The following is an 18119-nucleotide window of genomic DNA, read 5'->3' as shown; positions in this document are numbered from 1 at the left end:
CGTGTCTCGTCTGGCTATAGGTAGCCAGGCAACATGTATGAAGGCAATGTACGCCGGACTGTGTAGGCTGTCTACATGAAAGCCGACGCACTCCGTGGCCACCTCGACTCGCTGATCCTGGCCGTCGTCGAGAAGCAGCCCCTCCACGGCTACGCGATCATCGAGGCCCTGAGCGCCCGCAGCGGCGGCGAGCTCGACCTCCCCACCGGCACCATCTACCCGGCCCTACGCCGTCTGGAGAAGGCGGGATACCTCGACAGCTCGTGGTCCGAGGTCGGCGGCCGCAAACGCCGCACCTACGAGCTCTCCTCCGCCGGCCGCAGCGCCCTCGCCGCCCACCGCCAGGAGTGGCGGACCTTCTCCCAGGTCGTCTCCGGCGTCCTCGGCGAGGCCTGACCCCTGCCGAGACGTCACTCGCGTCGGCCGAGACGTCACTCGCGTCGGCCGAGACGTCATCCCCGTCGGCCGAGACGGCAGTGATGGTGACCGAGATCGCACGTGCGACGAGCTCGATTCAGGGGGTTCCCTGATGTGGTGGACACCGCACCGCGGCGAAGATGGGACCATGAGCGCCGTCGACGTCTACCTTGCGGACCTGCGCGCCGCCATCCCAGGCCCGAGCTGGACCCGCCGCGACCTGCTGCGTGAGGCCGGCGACCACCTCGAGGATGCGACCGAGGCCTACACCCGGGCGGGCTACACGACCGCCGAGGCCGAAGCCCTCGCGCTCCGTGACTTCGGCGCCGTCGACGTCATCGCTCCCGGCTTCCGCGACACCGTCGCGATCGGGGCCGCCCGACGTACGGCCGCTCTGCTCGTCCTCGTCATGATCCCCCAGGCCTTCCTGTGGGACGGCGGGATCGACCTCGGCGCGACCGCGCACTCGACCGCTCCGGACACCGGCCTGTTCCATGCCCTCGACCTCGTCATCGGGTACGTCGGCACAGCAGGCGCCATCGGCGCCGTCATCGCCTTGGCTGCGACCGCGATCGGTCAGCGCTGGCTGCGGATCGGGCGACGTACGGCCCGGCTGACCGCAGCATGGTCCCTGGCCACGGCGATGGCCGTGCCGTTGATCGGCTTCACGATGCTGGTCCTGACCGGCGGCCTCACCGTGACCTTGGCGCTCAGCGCGATCGCCCTCATGGCAGCACCGTTCGCCCTGGTCGCCCTCTCGGCCCAGCGCACCCTCGCCGCCTGCTAGCCGAAGCGTCACGCCCGTCGCCCGAAGCGTCACGCCCGTCGCCCGAGACGTCACGACGTGACCGGTCGGCCGACGCGCGTGACGCTTCGGCCGACGGCGGTGACGTCTCGGGTCAGTCGAACTTGCGCTTCTGACGAGGCTTGCGCGGACGCTCACCGGAGTCGGAGCTGCTGCCCGGTCGGCCGCCCTTGTCGAAACGACCACCGGAACGACGCACAGGGCCGCCGCCGGAGTCCTCGGTGAGCTCGATGAGCTTGCCGGAGATACGGGTCGACTCGAGCGCCTTCCAGGTCTCGGGCGCCAGGTCCGCGGGGAGCTCGACGAGCGAGAAGTCGTTGCGGATGGAGATGTTGCCGAAGTCAGCACGGCGCAGGCCGCCCTCGTTGGCGATGGCGCCGACGATCTGGCGCGGCTCGACGCGGTGGCGCTTGCCCACCTGGATCTTGTACGTCGCCAGCGGCTGTCCGGTGTGACGCGACGTCCCCGTCTCGCGCCGGGGCCCACGGTCGCTGCCACGCTCGCCACCGCGGTCGTCACGGCGTCCGCGGCGGTCGTCGTAGGCAGGCTTCGCCGGCTCCGGGTCGAGCAGCAGCGGCTCCTCACCGTGGAGCACGGCAGCCAGAGCGGCGGCCACGTCGACCTCGGGGACGTCGTGCTCCTCGACGTAGTGGCGCACCACGTCGCGGAAGAACTCGATGCGCTCGGCTTCCTGGAGCGCGGCCGTGATGCCGTCATCGAAGCGCGAGAGGCGGGTCGCGTTGACCTCGTCGACCGACGGCAGCTGCATCTGCACGGGCTGAGCCTTGGTGTGCTTCTCGATGGCGCGCAGCAGCCACCGCTCACGCGGGGTGACGAACGAGATCGCGTCGCCGGTGCGGCCCGCGCGCCCGGTGCGGCCGATGCGGTGGACGTACGCCTCGACATCCGTCGGCAGGTCGTAGTTGACCACGTGCGAGATCCGCTCGACGTCCAGACCACGGGCCGCGACGTCGGTCGCGACCAGGATGTCCAGCGAGCCGTCCTTGAGCTGGTTGACGGTCTTCTCACGCTGGTTCTGAGCGATGTCACCGTTGATCGCGGTGGCCAGGAAACCTCGCGCGCGGAGCTTCTCGGCCAGCGACTCGGTCTCGGACTTGGTGCGCGTGAAGACGATCATGCCCTCGAAGTTCTCGACCTCGAGGATGCGGGTCAGCGCGTCGACCTTCTGGGGGTAGGACACCATCAGGTAGCGCTGGGTGATGTTCGTGGCGGTCTGGGTCTTCGCCTTGACCGAGATCTCCTTCGCGTCGCGAAGGTACTTCTTCGACAGCCGGCGGATCTGCGCGGGCATCGTCGCGGAGAAGAGCGCGACCTGCTTGTCCTCAGGCGTCTCGGCGAGGATCGTCTCGACGTCCTCGGCGAAGCCCATGTTGAGCATCTCGTCGGCCTCGTCGAGCACCAGGAAGCGCAGCTGGGACAGGTCCAGCGTGCCCTTCTCGAGGTGGTCCATGATCCGGCCGGGGGTGCCGACGACGACATGGACGCCGCGGCGGAGCGCGGTCAGCTGCGGGCCGTAACCCTGGCCGCCGTAGACCGGCAGGATGCGTACGCCGTCGAGGTTGGCCGCGTAGCGCTCGAACGCTTCGCACACCTGCAGGGCCAGCTCACGCGTCGGCGCGAGCACCAGCGCCTGGGGCGCGTTCTGATGGATGTCGAGATTGGAGAGCACCGGCAGCGCGAACGCGGCGGTCTTCCCGGTGCCGGTCTGCGCGAGACCGACGACGTCACGCCCCTCGAGCAGCGAGGGGATCGTCGCGGCCTGGATGGCGCTCGGCGTCTCGTAGCCGAGAGCCTTCACCGCGCCGAGGACGCTGTCGGAGAGACCGAGTGAGTCGAACGTCGGACCCTGCTCAGCCTCCGCGCTCGGCGCGCTCGCCTCTTCGGGCGCGGGAGTAGTGGATACGGCAGATTCAGGGTCGGTGCTCACCCTCCAACGGTAGGCCCATATAGCACGTTCTATGCATTTCTCGGCGCGGTGGGCCCCGTCACTTACGCTCGACAAGAAAGCGATCCGTACGCGGCGCTTCACTGCTCCAAGTCGTCGACCATCCGCGCGGACGTCAAATATCCGCAGATCTGAACCTAAGAACTCCGCAGATCTATCAATAGCATTCAGATCTGCGGATATGCTGGGTTTGTGAATGCCATCCTCCCGCGTCCCGCACTCGACCGGCTCCGAGAGCTGACCGGGACGTTTCGGATCGTTGTCGTCGGCGGACCGCGGCAAGCAGGCAAGACGACGTTGCTCCGCACTCTGCACGCCGAAGGATCCGGGTCCTACGCCACCCTGGACGACCCGACAACATTGAACACCGCCCGCCAGGATCCTGCCGGCTATGCCTCGTTCGGCGCTCGACCTCGGGTCATCGACGAGGTCCAACGAGGCGGAAATGATCTCCTTCTGGCCATCAAGGAGTGCGCCGACAATGACAACTCACCGGGCCAGTTCATCCTGTCCGGGTCGTCCAGGTTCCTGACCGTCCCGACTCTTTCGGAGTCATTGGCAGGCCGTGCTGTCTTCCTCGACCTGTGGCCGTTGAGTGCCGCCGAACGCACCGGCTCAGTCGCCGACACGCCCGCGGCCCTCTTCGACCCCGCGACGTTCGCGTCTCGCGACCTGGTCTCGACCTGGGGCCGGGACGACTACTTCGAACTGATCCGATCAGGTGGCTACCCCGAGGCGATCCGTGTCCCCGAGTCCGTCCGCGATGCCTGGTTCGACTCCTACGTCTCGACGGTGACGCTGCGCGACGTGGCGAGCTTCGCCGACATCCGCAACGCGAGCGCCGTGCCACAGTTGCTGGGCCTGGTCGCAGCACGCTCCGGTGGCCAACTGGTTCAGGGCGACCTGGCGAAGAGCCTGAATCTCGCACAGAACACCGTGCGCGACTACCTCAACTACCTCGAGATCGTGTTCCTCGCGGCCCGGCTTCCAGCATGGTCTACCAATCTCAGCTCTAGGCTGATCAAGACCCCCAAGGCTTACGTGACCGACTCGGGGTTGGCCGCGTCCCTGCTGGGGGTCGACGAGAGCGTCGCCGAGCCCGGACACCCGCAGGCCGGCCAGCTCGTCGAGACCCTCGTCTTCACCGAGCTCACCCGCCAGCTCACCACCAGCACCGCGCGAGCGAACCTCAACTACTTTCGAGATCGGGAGGGCCGCGAGGTCGACTTCGTCCTCACCAAGCGTGACGGCAGCATCGTCGCCATCGAGGTCAAGGCCAGCGCGACCGCCAAAACCGACTCGTTCAAGCATCTGGCCTGGATGCGTGACAAGTACGGCGAGAAGTTCCGCGCCGGCTACGTGCTCTACCTGGGGTCGGAGGTCCGCCCATTCGGCGACCGCCTCGCGGCGGTCCCGGTGTCAGCCCTCTGGGAAGGCCGACCGCTGCCCTGATCCGGCCCCTGCGGACTCAGGAGACGACGACCTCGTCGCCGACGGCGAGTCGACTCAGACCACCATCTCGAGCCGCCGCTCAACCCGCCGAGAGTCGATCTGCGACTTCAGATCAGCAGTCGTACGCCACCCCGACCGCTCATAGAACGCCACCGCCCGCGCGCTGGTCGTGAACCGAGCCCAGACGCGAGCTCACGTTGATGACGAGCGGATCTGTCGCGGCACGCAGGTTGGGCAGGACCGCTCGCGTCGCACGGATGACTCCACCGACGTTGACGTCGCAGACCTCCAACAACGCCTGGATGTCCACGTCGTCGAGCGGCGTACCTGGCGTCCCTGTTCCAGCGTTGTTGATCAACAGGTCCAGCGGATCATCCCGAAGCACCTCGGTCAGTGCAACAACGTCATCGTCAGTCACATCCCAGACTGCCTGCCGTCCGCGAGAGCCAACGACCCCACCTGCACGTGAGACACCGATAACATCCCAATCGGCCGCGGCAAAGACCTCCACAACGGCAGCGCCGAACCCACGATTCGCTCCGGTTACAAGAACTCACCTTGATGTCACGGTGCCGATTGTCGCGGGCCGGCGAAGAGCATCGACCGTCGCACGCCGAAACGAGTCGGCAGAGCGATCAGTAACTGGTCCGCAAATCCATCAACAGGCGGGGCAAATGCCGCCCTGGCCAGCACCAATGCACGCTGACCCAGTTCTGATTCGCACGTCGTCGCATCACGGTCATCTCACGGGAGAGTCGACCTCTCGGCGTCAGGAACTGACTACTCGGGGTGGTGGACTCAGGAGACGATGACCTCGTCACCGACCGCGATCTCGCCGGGATGAGCGACGACGAGATGCACCGCCGCCCAGACCTTGCCGTCCCACTTGCGGTGGGCTGCGAGCGTACGCAGCGGGTCCTTCCCCTTCTCCAGGGTCTCCGGATCGATCGTGGTCATGACACAGCGGGACACCGGCGTGATCATCCGGAGGCGGACCGGCCCGATGGCGACCTCGCTCCAACCATCCTCCGCGAAGGCCTTCTCCGCTCCCTCGACGACCAGGCTCGGCCGGAACCGTTCGACGGTGATCCTCTCCGGGCTCCAACCGTGGATCGCGGCGACCGAGGCATCGGTGATCAGCGAGACCGGCGAATCGTCCTGGAAGGTCGCGTGATCCGTGACGCTGAAACCGTCCTTGGCCTTGAGCACCCGCTGGAACGGGTCGTGGCACCACACCAGCGACACGTCCTCGCGGTCGAGCACGCGACGCAACCACGCGTCGGCCTCGCGCCCGGCCGGGCGGGCGCGCATCTTCACCTGCTTGAACATCGTGATGTCGCGTACGCCCTCGGTCGGGAGCGCCACCTCGATCGCCGGGTGCCCGGGCGCGCTCAGCCGCAGGTCGGCGCTGCCGCCCGTCGCCGGGGTGTCGGCGACGATGCTGAAGAGCTCGCGGATCTCCCGCGCCGAGACCAGCTCCCCGTGACCGTCGACGATCATCCACTCGCGGTCACCGACCAGCCCGGCCCTCCCGACGTACGCCTCCCTGACCGGCCGGATCGCTGTCGACTTCACCGGGTGGATGTTGATGGCACGCAGACGCATGGCCGAACCCTAGGGGGCCACGTCACTCCACCGTCACCGATTTAGCCAGGTTCCGGGGCTTGTCGACGTCGTGACCGAGGGCCTTGGCCGCATGGAAGGCGATCAGCTGGAGCGGGATCGTCATCAGGATCGGGTCGAGCTCGACCTCGTTCTTGGGTACGTCGACGCGCAGCGCGTCGAGCTCGCCGAGGTCGACGTCGGGGTGGGTGACGACGACCAGGGGCCCGCGCCGGGCGCTGATCTCGTGCAGGGCCGCGACGTTGCGGTCGGTCAGCTCGTCCTTCGGCACGATCGCCACGGTCGGCACCGACTCGGAGATCAGCGCGAGCGGACCGTGCTTGAGCTCGGAGGTCTGGTACGCCTCGGCGTGCCGATAGGAGATCTCCTTCAGCTTCTGGGCTCCTTCGCGAGCGACCGGGTAGCCGCGTACACGACCGACGAAGAACATCGACTCAGCCTCGGCCAGGCGCGCGGCGATCTCCTCCAGGTGCGACTCGCTCTTGAGGATCTCCTCGATCTGGGTCGGCAGCGCCTGCAGGCCGGCGATGAGCCGCTTCCCGTCGGCGATCGAGAGGTCGCGTACGCGGCCCAGCTGGAGCGCCAGCAGCGAGAAGGCGACGTACATGTTGGTGAGCGCCTTGGTCGAGGCGACCGCGATCTCGGGACCGGCGTGCAGGTAGATGCCGCCGTCGACCGCCCGCGCGATCGCGGAGCCGACGACGTTGACCACGCCCAGGACTCGACCGCCCTTGCGCTTGATCTCCTGGACGGCGAGCAGGGTGTCGATCGTCTCGCCGGACTGAGAGACGGCGACGTAGAGGGTGTCGGGCTCGATGATCGGGTTGCGGTAGCGGAACTCCGAGGCCGCCTCGGCATCGGCCGGGACCCGGGCCAGCTCCTCGATCAGCCCGGCGCCCATCTGGCCGACGTAGTAGGCAGACCCGCAGCCGAGGATCTTCACCCGGCGGATGGCGCGCAGCTCGCGCGGGTCGAGGTTGAGGCCGCCGAGGTGGGCGGTGCCGAACCGCTCGTCGAGCCGGCCACGCAGCGCCCGCTCGACGCTCGAGGGCTGCTCGTGGATCTCGGTGAACATCCGCGGCTCGCCGTCGAGCTCGCCGTACTCGTACGCCGACGGGTCCACGTCGACCTCGCGAGCCGTCGTGGTGGTCGTCGTCAGGTCCTGGCGGAAGGTCGTGAAACCGGTCGCGGTGACGGTCGCCAGCTCGCCGTCGTCGAGGTGAGCGACAGTGGTGGTGTGGCGTACGACTGCCGCCAGGTCGGAGGCGACGTACATCTCCCCGTCGCCGACACCGACGATCAGCGGCGAGCCGTTGCGGGCCACGACCATGCGGTCGGGGAAGTCGGCGTGCACGACGGCGAGCCCCCAGGTGCCCTCGACCTGGGAGAGAGCGTCGACGACCTTGGCCTCCAGAGTGTCCGCGGTCGACAGGCCGATGAGATGGGCGAAGACCTCGGTGTCGGTGTCGCTGGCCAGCTCGACACCCGCCTCGGTGAGCCGCTCCCGCAGGGAGGCTGCGTTGTCGACGATCCCGTTGTGGACGACGGCCACCCGCCCGTCGGCGGAGACGTGCGGATGCGCGTTGGTGTCGTTGGCCGGACCGTGGGTCGCCCACCGGGTGTGGCCGATGCCGACCTTGCCGGCGAACCGCTTCGGCAGCGCATCGACCAGATCGCGTACGCGGCCGGCCTTCTTCACCACCTGCAGCCTGCTGCCCAGCACCGCGACGCCGGCCGAGTCATAGCCGCGGTGCTCCAGCCGGGCCAGCCCCTCGGTGAGCAGGCCGGCAGCCTGCTGGGGTCCGATGTAGCCGACGATTCCGCACATGTGTCTTTGTCCGTTCTATCCGTAGATGAGCCGTCGCAGCTGCCGTTCGGTCAGCCGCGGAGCGGCGACGACCCGCGACCGAAGCTCCTCCGCGAGCAACGCGAAGATCGCGTCGTTCTTCGCCCCATAGGTCTTCAGCTGCGCATGCCGGCGGCGTACGTAGGCCTCGACCGGTTCGTCGAAGTACGCCACCACGTCCTCGATCACCCTGGCCACCTCCGTGGGTGGAAGCCCCGTCGTGGCGACCAGGTGGTCGATCAGCGCTTGCTCGGCCTTCACGCCCTCCACTGTGGGCCACCCTCGGATCGAGTTCAAATTCCTGCCCGATTTCGGGCAGAAACTGGCTCTTGAAGCTCAAGTGGGGCACTGCGAGCAGGCAGGGCCCTGTTTCGGGTAGCCCAGTGGGGCACGACACCCCTCCCGGCCGACTACTTGGACATTCGGGTGGGGGTGCGGTACCTTAGGCGAACACAAGGTGAACAGGAGGTGTCTGATGAAAGGAAATAACGTGACCGGAAAGCTCGAGCTCCGTTGGCTTCCCGTCGTCGACCGCCGCGGCCGTAAGCACATGGAGGCCCGCTGGGTCGAAGTCAGTGCGCCCGCGTCCACTCGTCACGCTGCCTGACAGCCGCTCAACGTTTACGAGGCCCGCTCCCGAGAGGGAAGCGGGCCTCGGTCGTTTAGGGATAGCGTTGTCACTGCAACCAATTTTCCGCAGTCGTCAGGAAAGCCCACGAGAGCGGGAACATTGGGCGAGATCTCTCCGTTATGATGATTGCAGTTTCAACCAATTCTTCCAGGAGCGCACCCGTCATGGGCATTTTCAGCAAGAAGGACACGGCGACCGCCGAGACCGAGTTCGACACCCCGACCGCCGCCATCGAGGACATCTCAGGTGACTACACCCTCGACGTCGCCCACACCCGTCTGGGCTTCTCGGCGCGCCACGCGATGGTGACCACCGTCCGGGGCTCGTTCAAGGACTTCGAAGGCACCGCGACGATCGACACCGCCGAGCCGGCCAAGTCCAAGGTCTCGCTCACGATCAAGGCTGCCTCCGTCGACACCGGCAACGCCGACCGCGACGGTCACCTGCTCTCGGGCGACTTCTTCGAGAACGAGGCGCACCCCAACATCACCTTCGAGTCGACCGCGGTCGAGTTCGACGGCGAGACCTGGAACGTCACCGGCGACCTGACCATCAAGGGCACCACCAAGTCGGTCACCGTCCCCTTCGAGCAGACCGGTTCCGCCAAGGACCCGTTCGGCAACACCCGCGTCGGCTTCGAGGGCGCCGTCGCGATCAACCGCACCGACTGGGGGCTCTCCTTCAACGCCGCTCTCGAGACCGGCGGCGTGCTCGTCTCCGAGAAGATCAAGCTGGAGTTCGACATCTCCGCGATCAAGAACGACGCTTCCTGACCTCGAGGTCGAGCTGACTGACCCACGTCGGGGCCACCGGGATGATTCCCGGTGGCCCCGACGCGTCTCAGGCGCGCATCGCTCAGCGCGAGCCGGGGATGTTGTAGTGCTTCTCGGCCCCGATGCGACCTGTGCCGACGACGTCCACAGACGAACCGTCGCCAGTCGCTCCCCCTGCGAAACCGACCTGGTCCGCGCCTAGATCGAGACCACGACCGCCACCCAGCGGCGCCCTGGTGTCGTCATGGTGGACGACACCGCGGCTGGCGGCTTCGCCGATCGGAGACTCGAGGTGCGCCCGACCACTGACGACCACCGTCGTCCCATCGGTCGTGACCGTCACCGCCCCGTCGTTCCGGGCGGCCGCTCCCGAGATCGTCACCGGACCCACCGGCCCGCGGTCCGGAGCCTTGATCTGCTCCGACCCGGGCAGCGACGTGACCGGACCGTCAGCATGCTGGACAGAGTGCGAGTCGGCGCAGGCGATCCCCGCACTCGCGACCATGAAGCCACCAGCCACGAGGGTCACCGCCACCGACCGTCGAAGTCCCCCGAGGACCTTCGAGCTCATTGCGTTCTCCTGAGTGAGTGCGCGGCCTGGGCCGCAGGATTCCGAGTCCTTCCGGATGAAGGGACTCGGACGGTGCAGGAAGGCGGGACCCCGTCAGCGTCCACACCCGGCGCCCGAGCGCACCGGGAATCATGGCGGACACGGACGGGGTCCCGCAGGGCGGAGCGAGCGCGTTCCTGGTCACACTCACAGCCCCACCCATCGGACCGGGCGGATCGGCGGTCTTGGACGACTCGCCGGCCTCACGCCCGGTGGTAGATCCATTCGAACGACGCCCCCCGGCGTCCTGCCGCTCGCCTGGATCCGTTGCTCGTCACCATCGCGCTCGGGCGCAGCTGTATGTCCGGCATGGCGAGCCATCACAGCCTCATTGCCCAACATGGACGCTCCCGAGTTCGGTCCGGATCAGACCCTTCAGTACTTGTTACGTACCTCGACGCCGCGACGTTGCAGTTATCTCGAAAACTTTCGAGCTATCCGCCAGAACCGCTGATTGGCACCCGTTGACGAGACTTTGCGCCGAGGCCTGACGCCGCACTCGACGTGCCCCCGTCACTCGACCCGGCGCAAATGTCCCGCCAATTCACGCCGATTCGGCGCAAATGTCCCGGGGAATCTCCAGGGCGACGCAAATGTCTGGCGCCCACGGTCTACGGGACCTGGACAAATCGCCTCCCAACCCGTGCGGCCAGGACTAGCCTGCAAGTGATCCTCACACCCGGCACAGGAGTCCCCCATGAACAGAGAAGTTCCCCGGTTCGACCGACGCCGCCTGCTCGGTGCTGCCGCGGTCGGCGCCGCCGCAGCTCCCTTCCTCACCGGCCCGGCGGGTGCCTCCGTCGAGCCTGCCTCGCCGGTCGGCCCCGGTCGAGTGGTCACCACCGGCGCCGATCGCGCGGCGGCCGATGGCTGGTCGACGCTGGCGGGCGAACGGGTGGGCATCATCACGAACCCCACCGGCGTACTTCGCAACCTGCGCAACATCGTCGACGAGATGCACGAGTCCGGCGCGGTTCAGATCGCCGGGGTCTTCGGTCCGGAGCACGGCTTCCGCGGCACCGCGCAGGCCGGGGGTTCCGAGGGCACATTCGTCGACGAGCGCACCGGGTTGACCGTCTATGACGCGTACGGCGCGAACGTCACGAAGATGAAAGAGCTGTTCACGGCAGCGGACGTGGAGACCGTCGTCTTCGACATCCAGGACGTCGGCGCCCGGTTCTACACCTACATCTGGACGATGTGGACGGCGATGCAGGCGGCCGTGGCGACCGACAAGCGCTTCGTGGTCCTCGACCGGCCCAACCCCGTCGGCGGGACGGCTCGCGGCCCGATGATGACCGCGGCGTACACCTCGGGTGTCGGTGCGCGCGAGATCGTCCAGCAGCACGGGATGTCGGTCGGCGAGCTCGCCCGGTACTTCGACGGCGAGCTCCTCGAGGAGCACGCAGGCGGGCGCCTGGCCCAGCTCGACATCGTGCAGGTCTCCGGCTGGAAGCGGAAGACGTTGTTCGCCGACACCGGGCTGGACTTCGTCCTGCCGAGCCCCAACATGCCCACCTCCGACACGGCGCTGGCCTATCCCGGGACCTGCATGTTCGAAGGCACCAACCTCTCCGAGGGGCGCGGCACCACCAAGCCGTTCGAGCTGATCGGGGCGCCGTTCGTCGACCACCGCTGGGCCGAGGCGCTGGAGGCGGCCGAGCTTCCGGGGGTCACCTTCCGGGAGGCCTACTTCAACCCGTCGGTCAACAAGCACGCCGGCAAGGTGTGCGGCGGCGTGCAGGTCACCATCCAGGACCACGACCGCTTCGACCCGGTCCGCTCCGGTGTCGAGATGCTGGTCACCGCGAAGGCGCTCTACCCCGAGTTCGCCTGGCGCCAGGACTCGTGGGACACGGTTCGCCCGTTCTGGATCGACAAGCTCACCGGATCGACCAGGATGCGTACGCAGATCGACGCCGGCGCCACCGGCGACGAGGTCGAAGCGGCCTGGCGGGAAGAGCTGGCAGCGTTCGACGCGACCCGCCGTCAGTACCTCCTCTACCGCTGACCCGGCGCGTTCTGACCGAGAACCACGCCGAGTCGGCGCGTTCGAACGCGCCGACTCGGCGTGGTTTTTCGGGACAGATGCGCCGACTCGGCGATATCAGCGGAGCGCGGCGGTGGCGGCTGCGAGCGCGGTGACGCGGTCCCAGTCGCCGGAACCGAGCGCGTCGGCGGGGGTGAGCCAGGAGCCGCCGACACAGCCGACGTTGCCGAGGCTGAGGTAGCTGGGGGCGGTGGCGAGCGAGATGCCACCGGTGGGGCAGAAACGTACGTCGGGCAGCACCGATGCCAGCGACCCCAGGAACTTCACACCGCCGGAGGCCTCGGCCGGGAAGAACTTCATCGCGGTGTGGCCGGTCTCGAGCACAGCGATGGCCTCGGAGACGGTGGCCGTGCCCGGCAGGAACGGCAGTCCGGTGTCGCGCATCGCGCCGAGCAGCGTCGGCGTGGCCCCCGGCGAGACCAGGAACTGGGCCCCGGCGGCGGCGGCTTCCTTCGCGAGCGCGGGAGTGGTCACGGTGCCGGCGCCGATCACGACCTCGGGCACCTCTGCTGCGATGGCCCGGATCGCGTCGAGAGCCGCCGGCGTACGCAGGGTCAACTCGACCAGGGGCACACCACCCTCGGCGAGGGCGCGGGCCACGGGGACCGCCTGGTCGACGGTCTCGACGACGACGACCGGGATCACCGGGGAGAGGTCGAGCAGGTCGGTGGAGGTGAGGTCAGACATGGACGGGGGTCTCCTGGGAGGACGGGCTCTGCTGAACGGGAGCGAAGGGGAAGACGGAAGCGCCGGTGTCGGCCGACCCGACGGTAGCCCGGAAGGCCGCGAAGAGCTCGCGGCCGGTGCCTCGCCACTCGGCGTCGAGCGGTGCCCGACCGGTCGTCGGGCGGTGCGCGAACTCGTCCGCGTCGACCGCGATCGTCAGCGTGCCCGCGACGGCGTCGACAGTGATCACATCACCGTCCTGGACCCGGGCGAGCGGTCCGCCGAGCGCGGCCTCGGGAGTGAGGTGGATGGCCGCGGGGACCTTCCCTGATGCCCCGGACATCCGACCGTCGGTGACGATCGCGACCTGCTGGCCGCGGTCCTGCATCACGCCGAGAGCCGGGGTGAGCTTGTGCAGCTCCGGCATCCCGTTGGCCGCTGGACCCTGGTAGCGCAGCACCGCGACGAAGTCTCGGCCGTCGAGTCGCCCCTCGGAGAAGGCGGTGAGGAAGTCGGCCTGGTCGTCGAAGACCATCGCAGGCGCGGAGACCACCCGGTGCTCCGGCGCGACCGCCGAGGTCTTGATGACGGCCGTGCCGAGCTCGCCGGTCAGCATCCGCAGGCCGCCGTCGGGCGAGAACGGGTCGTCGGCCGGGCGCAGCACGTCGAGGTCGCCGGAGACCGGGGCACCCTCGACCAGCTCCACTTCACCGTCGCGGGTGAGTCGCATCTCCTGGGTGTAGGTCGACAGCCCCAGACCGAGGATCGTGGTGACGTCCTCGTGGAGCAGGCCGGCCTCGAGCAGCGTGCGGATCAGGAAGCTGACACCGCCGGCCGCGTGGAAGTGGTTCACGTCGGCGGAGCCGTTGGGGTACATCCGGCTGAGCAGCGGGACCACCGGGGACAGGTCGGAGATGTCGGACCAGGTCAGCTGGATCCCCGCGGCGCGGGCGATGGCGACCAGGTGGAGGGTGTGGTTGGTGGAGCCACCCGAGGCGAGCAGCGCGACACAGGCGTTGATGATCGACTTCTCATCGATCATCTCGCCGATGCCGGGGCCACCGGTGAGCGCCAGCTCGGTGGCACGTGCGGCGGCGGCGCGGTTGAGCGCGGCGCGCAGCAGGGTGTCCGGCGAGGCGAACGACGAGCTCGGCAGGTGCAGGCCGAGCACCTCCATCAGCAGTTGGTTGGAGTTGGCGGTGCCGTAGAAGGTGCAGGTGCCGCGCGAGTGGTAGCTGGCGGCCTCGGCCTCGAGCAGTTCCTCACGGGTCGCCTCGCCCGCTGCGTACCGCTGTCGGACTCGGGCCTTCTCATTGTTGGGGAGGCCCGAGGACATCGGACCGGCCGGCACGAAGACGGTCGGCAGGTGGCCGAACGAGAGGGCGCCGATCAACAGGCCCGGGACGATCTTGTCGCACACGCCGAGCATCAGCGCCGCGTCGAACATGTCGTGCGAGAGGGCGATCCCGGCCGACATCGCGATCACGTCGCGCGAGAAGAGGGAGACCTGCATGCCGTCGCGGCCCTGGGTGATCCCGTCGCACATCGCGGGCACGCCGCCGGCGACCTGCGCCAGCCCGCCGGCCCGCATGACGGCGGCCTTGAGGAGCGGCGGGTAGGTCTCGTACGGCGCGTGTGCGGAGAGCATGTCGTTGTAGGAGGTCACGATCGCGACGTTGGGCTTCGCCGCGGGGCTGACCATCTTGAGCTCGGCCTTCTCCGGTGCGGTGGAGGCCGCGAACCCGTGGGCCAGGTTGCTGCAGGCGAGCCGGCCACGGGCCGGACCTGTCGCCCGGGCGGCCGCTATGCGGGCCAGGTAGTCGGCCCGGGTGGCAGCGGAACGTTCGACGAGTCGAGCGGTGACGTCGGCGACGGTCGGGGAAACGGCAGTCACGGGTCCTCCAAAGGCTGTGTGCTTCCGCACACGATGACACGATCTTTGGATCGATACAAGTAATTCTTTGGTACACAAAAGACATAAGTGGCGTACGCTTCCCCCATGCCCGACTCCACCACCACCGCCGACGTACTCGCCCTGGTGCGCTCCGGCCGCGCCCTGACTCGCAGCGATCTGCAGAAGACGACCGGGCTGTCGCGTACGGCCGTGGTCTCTCGGGTCTCCGCCCTCGTGGACGCCGGACTGATCCTCACCGGCGAGGAGCTCGCCTCGACCGGCGGCCGCCCTCCGGGCTCACTGAGCTTCAACGCCGACGCCGGGGTCGTCCTGGCGGTGGCGATCGGACGCTCCCGAAGCCAGCTCGCCGTCTTCGACCTCGACGGCCGCGAGCTCGCCGGCGACACGCGCGACCACGCGGTCGGCATCGCCGCCGACGACCTCATGCCCGATGTCGCCGACCGGCTCGAGCGGCTGCTGGAGGGCATCGAGCCGCCGGTGCTCGGCGTCGGCATGAGCCTTCCCGGCGTGGTCGATCCCGACCGGCTGGTCTCGGTCGACTCACCGGTCATGCGGGGCTGGGACGGCGTCCCGCTCGCCCCCTACTTCGACCGCCTCACCGACGGGCCGCTGGTGCTCGTCAACGACACCGACGCACTGGCCACGGCCGAGCTGTTCGGGAGCGGGCTGCACCCGCGCGATGCGCTCGTCGTGAAGGCGTCGACCGGCCTCGGCCTGGCGGTCATCGCCGACGGCAGGGTGCTGCGCGGGCACGCCGGTGCCGTCGGCGAGATCGGGCACACCCGCGTCGAGTCGGCCGGCGACCGCCCCTGCCGATGCGGGGCGACCGGCTGCTTGGAGACGGTCGCAGCAGGCTGGGCGCTGACCCAGGGCCTGGTCGACTCCGGCGTCTCGGCCGGTCACATCCGCGACCTGGTCGCCGCGGCGCTCGCCGGCGATGCCATCGCCCGGGGCCTGCTGCGCGAGGCCGGACGCCAGCTCGGCGAGGTGCTGGCGATCGCGATCAACCTGCTCAATCCCGAGGTCGTCGTCATCGGTGGCGACATGGCCGGTGCCTTCGACCTCTACACCGCAGGCGTACGCGAGACCGTCTACTCCCGCTCCACCGCGCTGGCCACCCGCGACCTGACCTTCGTCCCCTCCACCCACGCCGACTCCACGGGCATGGTCGGCTGTGCCGCCGTGGTCATCAACCATCTGCTCTCGGCCGAGAGCCTCGACGCCCACCTCGGCGCGACCACCAAGTAGCCCCATTTCCGACGGACCGCGGTGGCTGCGCGATCCGCCACGTCGGCGCGGATCGCGCTCGTGCCACGAAACGTACGCGGTGAGGATCTATCCTCACCTGGATGACTGCACCCAGCCGCCTGCGCCAGATGAACGGACGCGACCCGCACGAAGCGCATCGGAGCGCGACTCCGTTGGAGCTGCTCTTCGACCTCACCTTCGTCGTGGCCTTCGGGGTGAGCGGCAACGAGCTGGCCCATCAGCTCGCGGAGGGACACGTCGCGGCAGGGATCGCGGCGTTCTGCTTCGCCTCGTTCGCGATCTGCTGGGCGTGGATCAACTACTCCTGGATGGCCTCGGCCTACGACACCGACGACTGGGCGTTCCGCCTGCTCACGATGGTGCAGATGGTGGGCGTGATCATCATGGCGCTCGGTCTGCCGGAGATGTTCGAGAGCGTCCACGAGGGCCACCGTCTCCACAACGAGATCGTGATCGCCGGGTACGTCGTCATGCGGATCGCGCTGTGCGGCCAGTGGCTTCGCGCGTGGCGCCAAGATCCGGCGCGGCGGAGCGCACACCGGGTCTATCTCGCCACCATCCTCATCGCGCAGGTGCTCTGGTGCGTGATCGCAGTGCTGCCGCTGAGCGTGCCGGTCGCGTTCGCGGCGATGGTGGTGCCGCTGGTGATCGAGCTGACGGGGCCATTCCTGGCCGAGCGCCGCTTCGGCGGCACTCCCTGGCACGCCGACCACATCGCCGAGCGCTACGGCCTGCTGACGATCATCACCCTTGGTGAGGGCGTGATCGGCACCGTCGCGGTGATGTCGGCGATCGTCAACGAGCCGGACCTGGGCTGGAGCCTCGGCGCGGTCCTGCTGCTCGCCGCCGGCATCGGCCTGACCTTCGGCCAGTGGTGGACCTACTTCACCATCCCGTGGGCCGACATGCTCGAGCGTCGCCGCGACCGCTCGTTCCTGTGGGGCTACATGCACATCCTGGTCTTCGCCTCGATCGCGGCGACCGGCGCCGGCCTGCACGTGGCCGCCTACATGCTGGAGGGCGAATCCGGGCTGAGCGAGGTGGGCGTGGTCCTGTCCGTGGCCCTTCCCGTCGGGGCGTTCGCATTGGTCCTCTACCTCCTCTACAACCTGTTCATGCGCGTGCTCGACCCGTTCCACCTGCTCCTGCTCGGCCTCACCGCGGCCGTGCTGATCGCGAGCGTCGTGATGGCGATCGCCGGCGTGCCGGTGGCCTGGTGTCTCGTGGTCGTGGCTCTGGCTCCGGTCGTCACCATCGTGGGCTACGAGACCGTCGGCCACCGCCATGTGGTCGACCACCTCGACAGCCTCTGATCGGTCGGCTAGGAGCCGACCGCGAACGCCGCCTCGACCTCGGCGGAAACCGTGATGTCGTCGGGGTCGAAGGCCAGCTCAGGCGCGAGCTCGACCTCCGGGCCGACGGCCATCGAGGCGTACGCGACGTCCCGGTGGAAGCCGACATCGTTGATGCTGCGCACGGAGACCGGGCCCAGATCGAGCGCGTCCGCGTAGTCCTGCGCGCGCACCTTGGCCTGACGGACCGCCTCCTGGCGGACTTCGCGCTCGGCGTTCAGCTGAGTCTCTTTCGCCAGCCGCCAGGAGACGTCGCGCACCTGGACGCCCTCTTCGGTGGCGCTCCGGCCGACCCACACGCCAAGCTCCTCGAAGTCGACGAAGTCGGCCCAGAACCAGACCGTGGCGCGATGCACCACCTTCAGCCAGTCTCGGCCCTTGGGTCCATCCCGGTCGATGGACGTCCGCGCCTGCTGGATGACGACCCGATCGACGGCGCCGTCGCTCTCGAGTTGCTCCAGCCTCTCGCGCACCCTCGCCACGCCGTGCCGTAGCCGGTCCAGCACGACCTCAGGCGATGCCCCGGCGAACCGCACCTCCGCGTGCACCACCCCGACCTCCGGCGGCACCTCGACACTGTGTGATCCGCGCACGTTGATCAGGATCTCGCTCACCCCAGGCACAGTACGCTCCGTGTCCGGTGATGGTGGCCAACTTCGCGACTCCCCACTCCTCCGCACATCTCCCCACGATCGCGTAGGTTCCCCAAGGTCCGGAGCGTGGCGAACCTACTTTGGCGTGGGG

General features: G+C 68.6%; 15 protein-coding genes and 1 pseudogene. 7 read left to right on the top strand and 9 right to left on the bottom strand.

The features are described 5' to 3' along the window. Positions 1 to 75 precede the first annotated feature (75 nt). Together IEY84_RS10645 and IEY84_RS10640 are read left to right on the top strand one after the other, a co-directional pair. Positions 76 to 396 (top strand): PadR family transcriptional regulator, encoded by a 321-nt coding sequence (locus IEY84_RS10645; protein WP_183542863.1) that lies wholly within the window; start codon positions 76 to 78, stop codon positions 394 to 396. A gap of 169 nt (positions 397 to 565) precedes the next feature. After that, positions 566 to 1204: a permease prefix domain 1-containing protein gene (locus IEY84_RS10640; RefSeq protein WP_183542861.1), complete on the top strand. Its 639-nt coding sequence runs from the start codon at positions 566 to 568 to the stop codon at positions 1202 to 1204. Between the two features lie 112 nt (positions 1205 to 1316). Here IEY84_RS10640 and IEY84_RS10635 read toward each other — a convergent pair whose 3' ends face one another. Further along, the gene (locus IEY84_RS10635) at positions 1317 to 3170 is read right to left on the bottom strand and encodes a DEAD/DEAH box helicase (protein WP_183542859.1); all 1854 of its coding nucleotides are present in this window, start codon (positions 3168 to 3170) and stop codon (positions 1317 to 1319) included. A 210-nt stretch (positions 3171 to 3380) separates the two neighbouring features. Here IEY84_RS10635 and IEY84_RS10630 point away from each other — a divergent pair, with 210 nt between their 5' ends. Then, complete coding sequence (locus tag IEY84_RS10630) at positions 3381 to 4640, top strand: ATP-binding protein (RefSeq protein WP_183542857.1); 1260 nt, start codon at positions 3381 to 3383, stop codon at positions 4638 to 4640. A 139-nt stretch (positions 4641 to 4779) separates the two neighbouring features. Here the strand turns inward: IEY84_RS10630 and IEY84_RS10625 are convergent. The 4 genes and pseudogenes from IEY84_RS10625 to IEY84_RS10610 form a co-directional block, all read right to left on the bottom strand. Beyond that, positions 4780 to 5181 (bottom strand): annotated as a pseudogene (locus IEY84_RS10625) (SDR family NAD(P)-dependent oxidoreductase); the annotation flags it as partial. A gap of 257 nt (positions 5182 to 5438) precedes the next feature. Next, positions 5439 to 6245 (bottom strand): MOSC domain-containing protein, encoded by an 807-nt coding sequence (locus IEY84_RS10620; RefSeq protein WP_183542853.1) that lies wholly within the window; start codon positions 6243 to 6245, stop codon positions 5439 to 5441. 22 nt (positions 6246 to 6267) lie between these two features. Beyond that, positions 6268 to 8091: a glutamine--fructose-6-phosphate transaminase (isomerizing) gene (gene glmS, locus IEY84_RS10615; protein ID WP_183542850.1), complete on the bottom strand. Its 1824-nt coding sequence runs from the start codon at positions 8089 to 8091 to the stop codon at positions 6268 to 6270. A gap of 15 nt (positions 8092 to 8106) precedes the next feature. Further along, entirely contained in the window at positions 8107 to 8370 is a 264-nt protein-coding gene (locus IEY84_RS10610) for a hypothetical protein (protein WP_183542848.1), read from the bottom strand. Between the two features lie 534 nt (positions 8371 to 8904). Between IEY84_RS10610 and IEY84_RS10605 the strand changes: the two genes are divergently transcribed. Further along, positions 8905 to 9513: a YceI family protein gene (locus IEY84_RS10605; protein ID WP_183542845.1), complete on the top strand. Its 609-nt coding sequence runs from the start codon at positions 8905 to 8907 to the stop codon at positions 9511 to 9513. A gap of 82 nt (positions 9514 to 9595) precedes the next feature. On the opposite strand, the gene IEY84_RS10600 is transcribed toward IEY84_RS10605, so the two are convergent. Beyond that, complete coding sequence (locus IEY84_RS10600; protein ID WP_183542843.1) at positions 9596 to 10084, bottom strand: hypothetical protein; 489 nt, start codon at positions 10082 to 10084, stop codon at positions 9596 to 9598. A gap of 736 nt (positions 10085 to 10820) precedes the next feature. Here IEY84_RS10600 and IEY84_RS10595 point away from each other — a divergent pair. Continuing rightward, on the top strand, positions 10821 to 12134 hold the full coding sequence (locus IEY84_RS10595) for an exo-beta-N-acetylmuramidase NamZ family protein (RefSeq protein ID WP_183542841.1): 1314 nt from the start codon (positions 10821 to 10823) through the stop codon (positions 12132 to 12134). A gap of 96 nt (positions 12135 to 12230) precedes the next feature. Here IEY84_RS10595 and eda read toward each other — a convergent pair whose 3' ends face one another. Further along, entirely contained in the window at positions 12231 to 12860 is a 630-nt protein-coding gene (eda, locus tag IEY84_RS10590; RefSeq protein ID WP_183542839.1) for a bifunctional 4-hydroxy-2-oxoglutarate aldolase/2-dehydro-3-deoxy-phosphogluconate aldolase, read from the bottom strand. Continuing rightward, positions 12853 to 14733 carry a phosphogluconate dehydratase gene (edd, locus tag IEY84_RS10585; RefSeq protein ID WP_183542837.1) on the bottom strand — a complete coding sequence of 627 codons (1881 nt, stop codon included), beginning with the start codon at positions 14731 to 14733 and terminating at the stop codon, positions 12853 to 12855. Before edd ends, eda begins: the two co-directional genes overlap by 8 nt. Positions 14734 to 14838: 105 nt before the next feature. Between edd and IEY84_RS10580 the strand changes: the two genes are divergently transcribed. Both IEY84_RS10580 and IEY84_RS10575 read left to right on the top strand, forming a co-directional pair. Next, a complete protein-coding gene (locus tag IEY84_RS10580; RefSeq protein ID WP_183542835.1) occupies positions 14839 to 16002 on the top strand; it encodes an ROK family transcriptional regulator in 1164 nt (387 codons plus the stop codon). A gap of 101 nt (positions 16003 to 16103) precedes the next feature. Continuing rightward, positions 16104 to 17336 carry a low temperature requirement protein A gene (locus tag IEY84_RS10575; RefSeq protein WP_183542833.1) on the top strand — a complete coding sequence of 411 codons (1233 nt, stop codon included), beginning with the start codon at positions 16104 to 16106 and terminating at the stop codon, positions 17334 to 17336. A gap of 8 nt (positions 17337 to 17344) precedes the next feature. On the opposite strand, the gene IEY84_RS10570 is transcribed toward IEY84_RS10575, so the two are convergent. Further along, positions 17345 to 17989 (bottom strand): SIMPL domain-containing protein, encoded by a 645-nt coding sequence (locus IEY84_RS10570; protein WP_183542831.1) that lies wholly within the window; start codon positions 17987 to 17989, stop codon positions 17345 to 17347. Between the last annotated feature and the right edge of the window lie 130 nt (positions 17990 to 18119).

This window comes from Nocardioides albus, from assembly GCF_014648255.1.
Classification (GTDB): domain Bacteria; phylum Actinomycetota; class Actinomycetes; order Propionibacteriales; family Nocardioidaceae; genus Nocardioides; species Nocardioides albus.
Note: the sequence above shows the minus strand (reverse complement) of the source record. Positions and strands in the feature narration are given on the sequence as shown.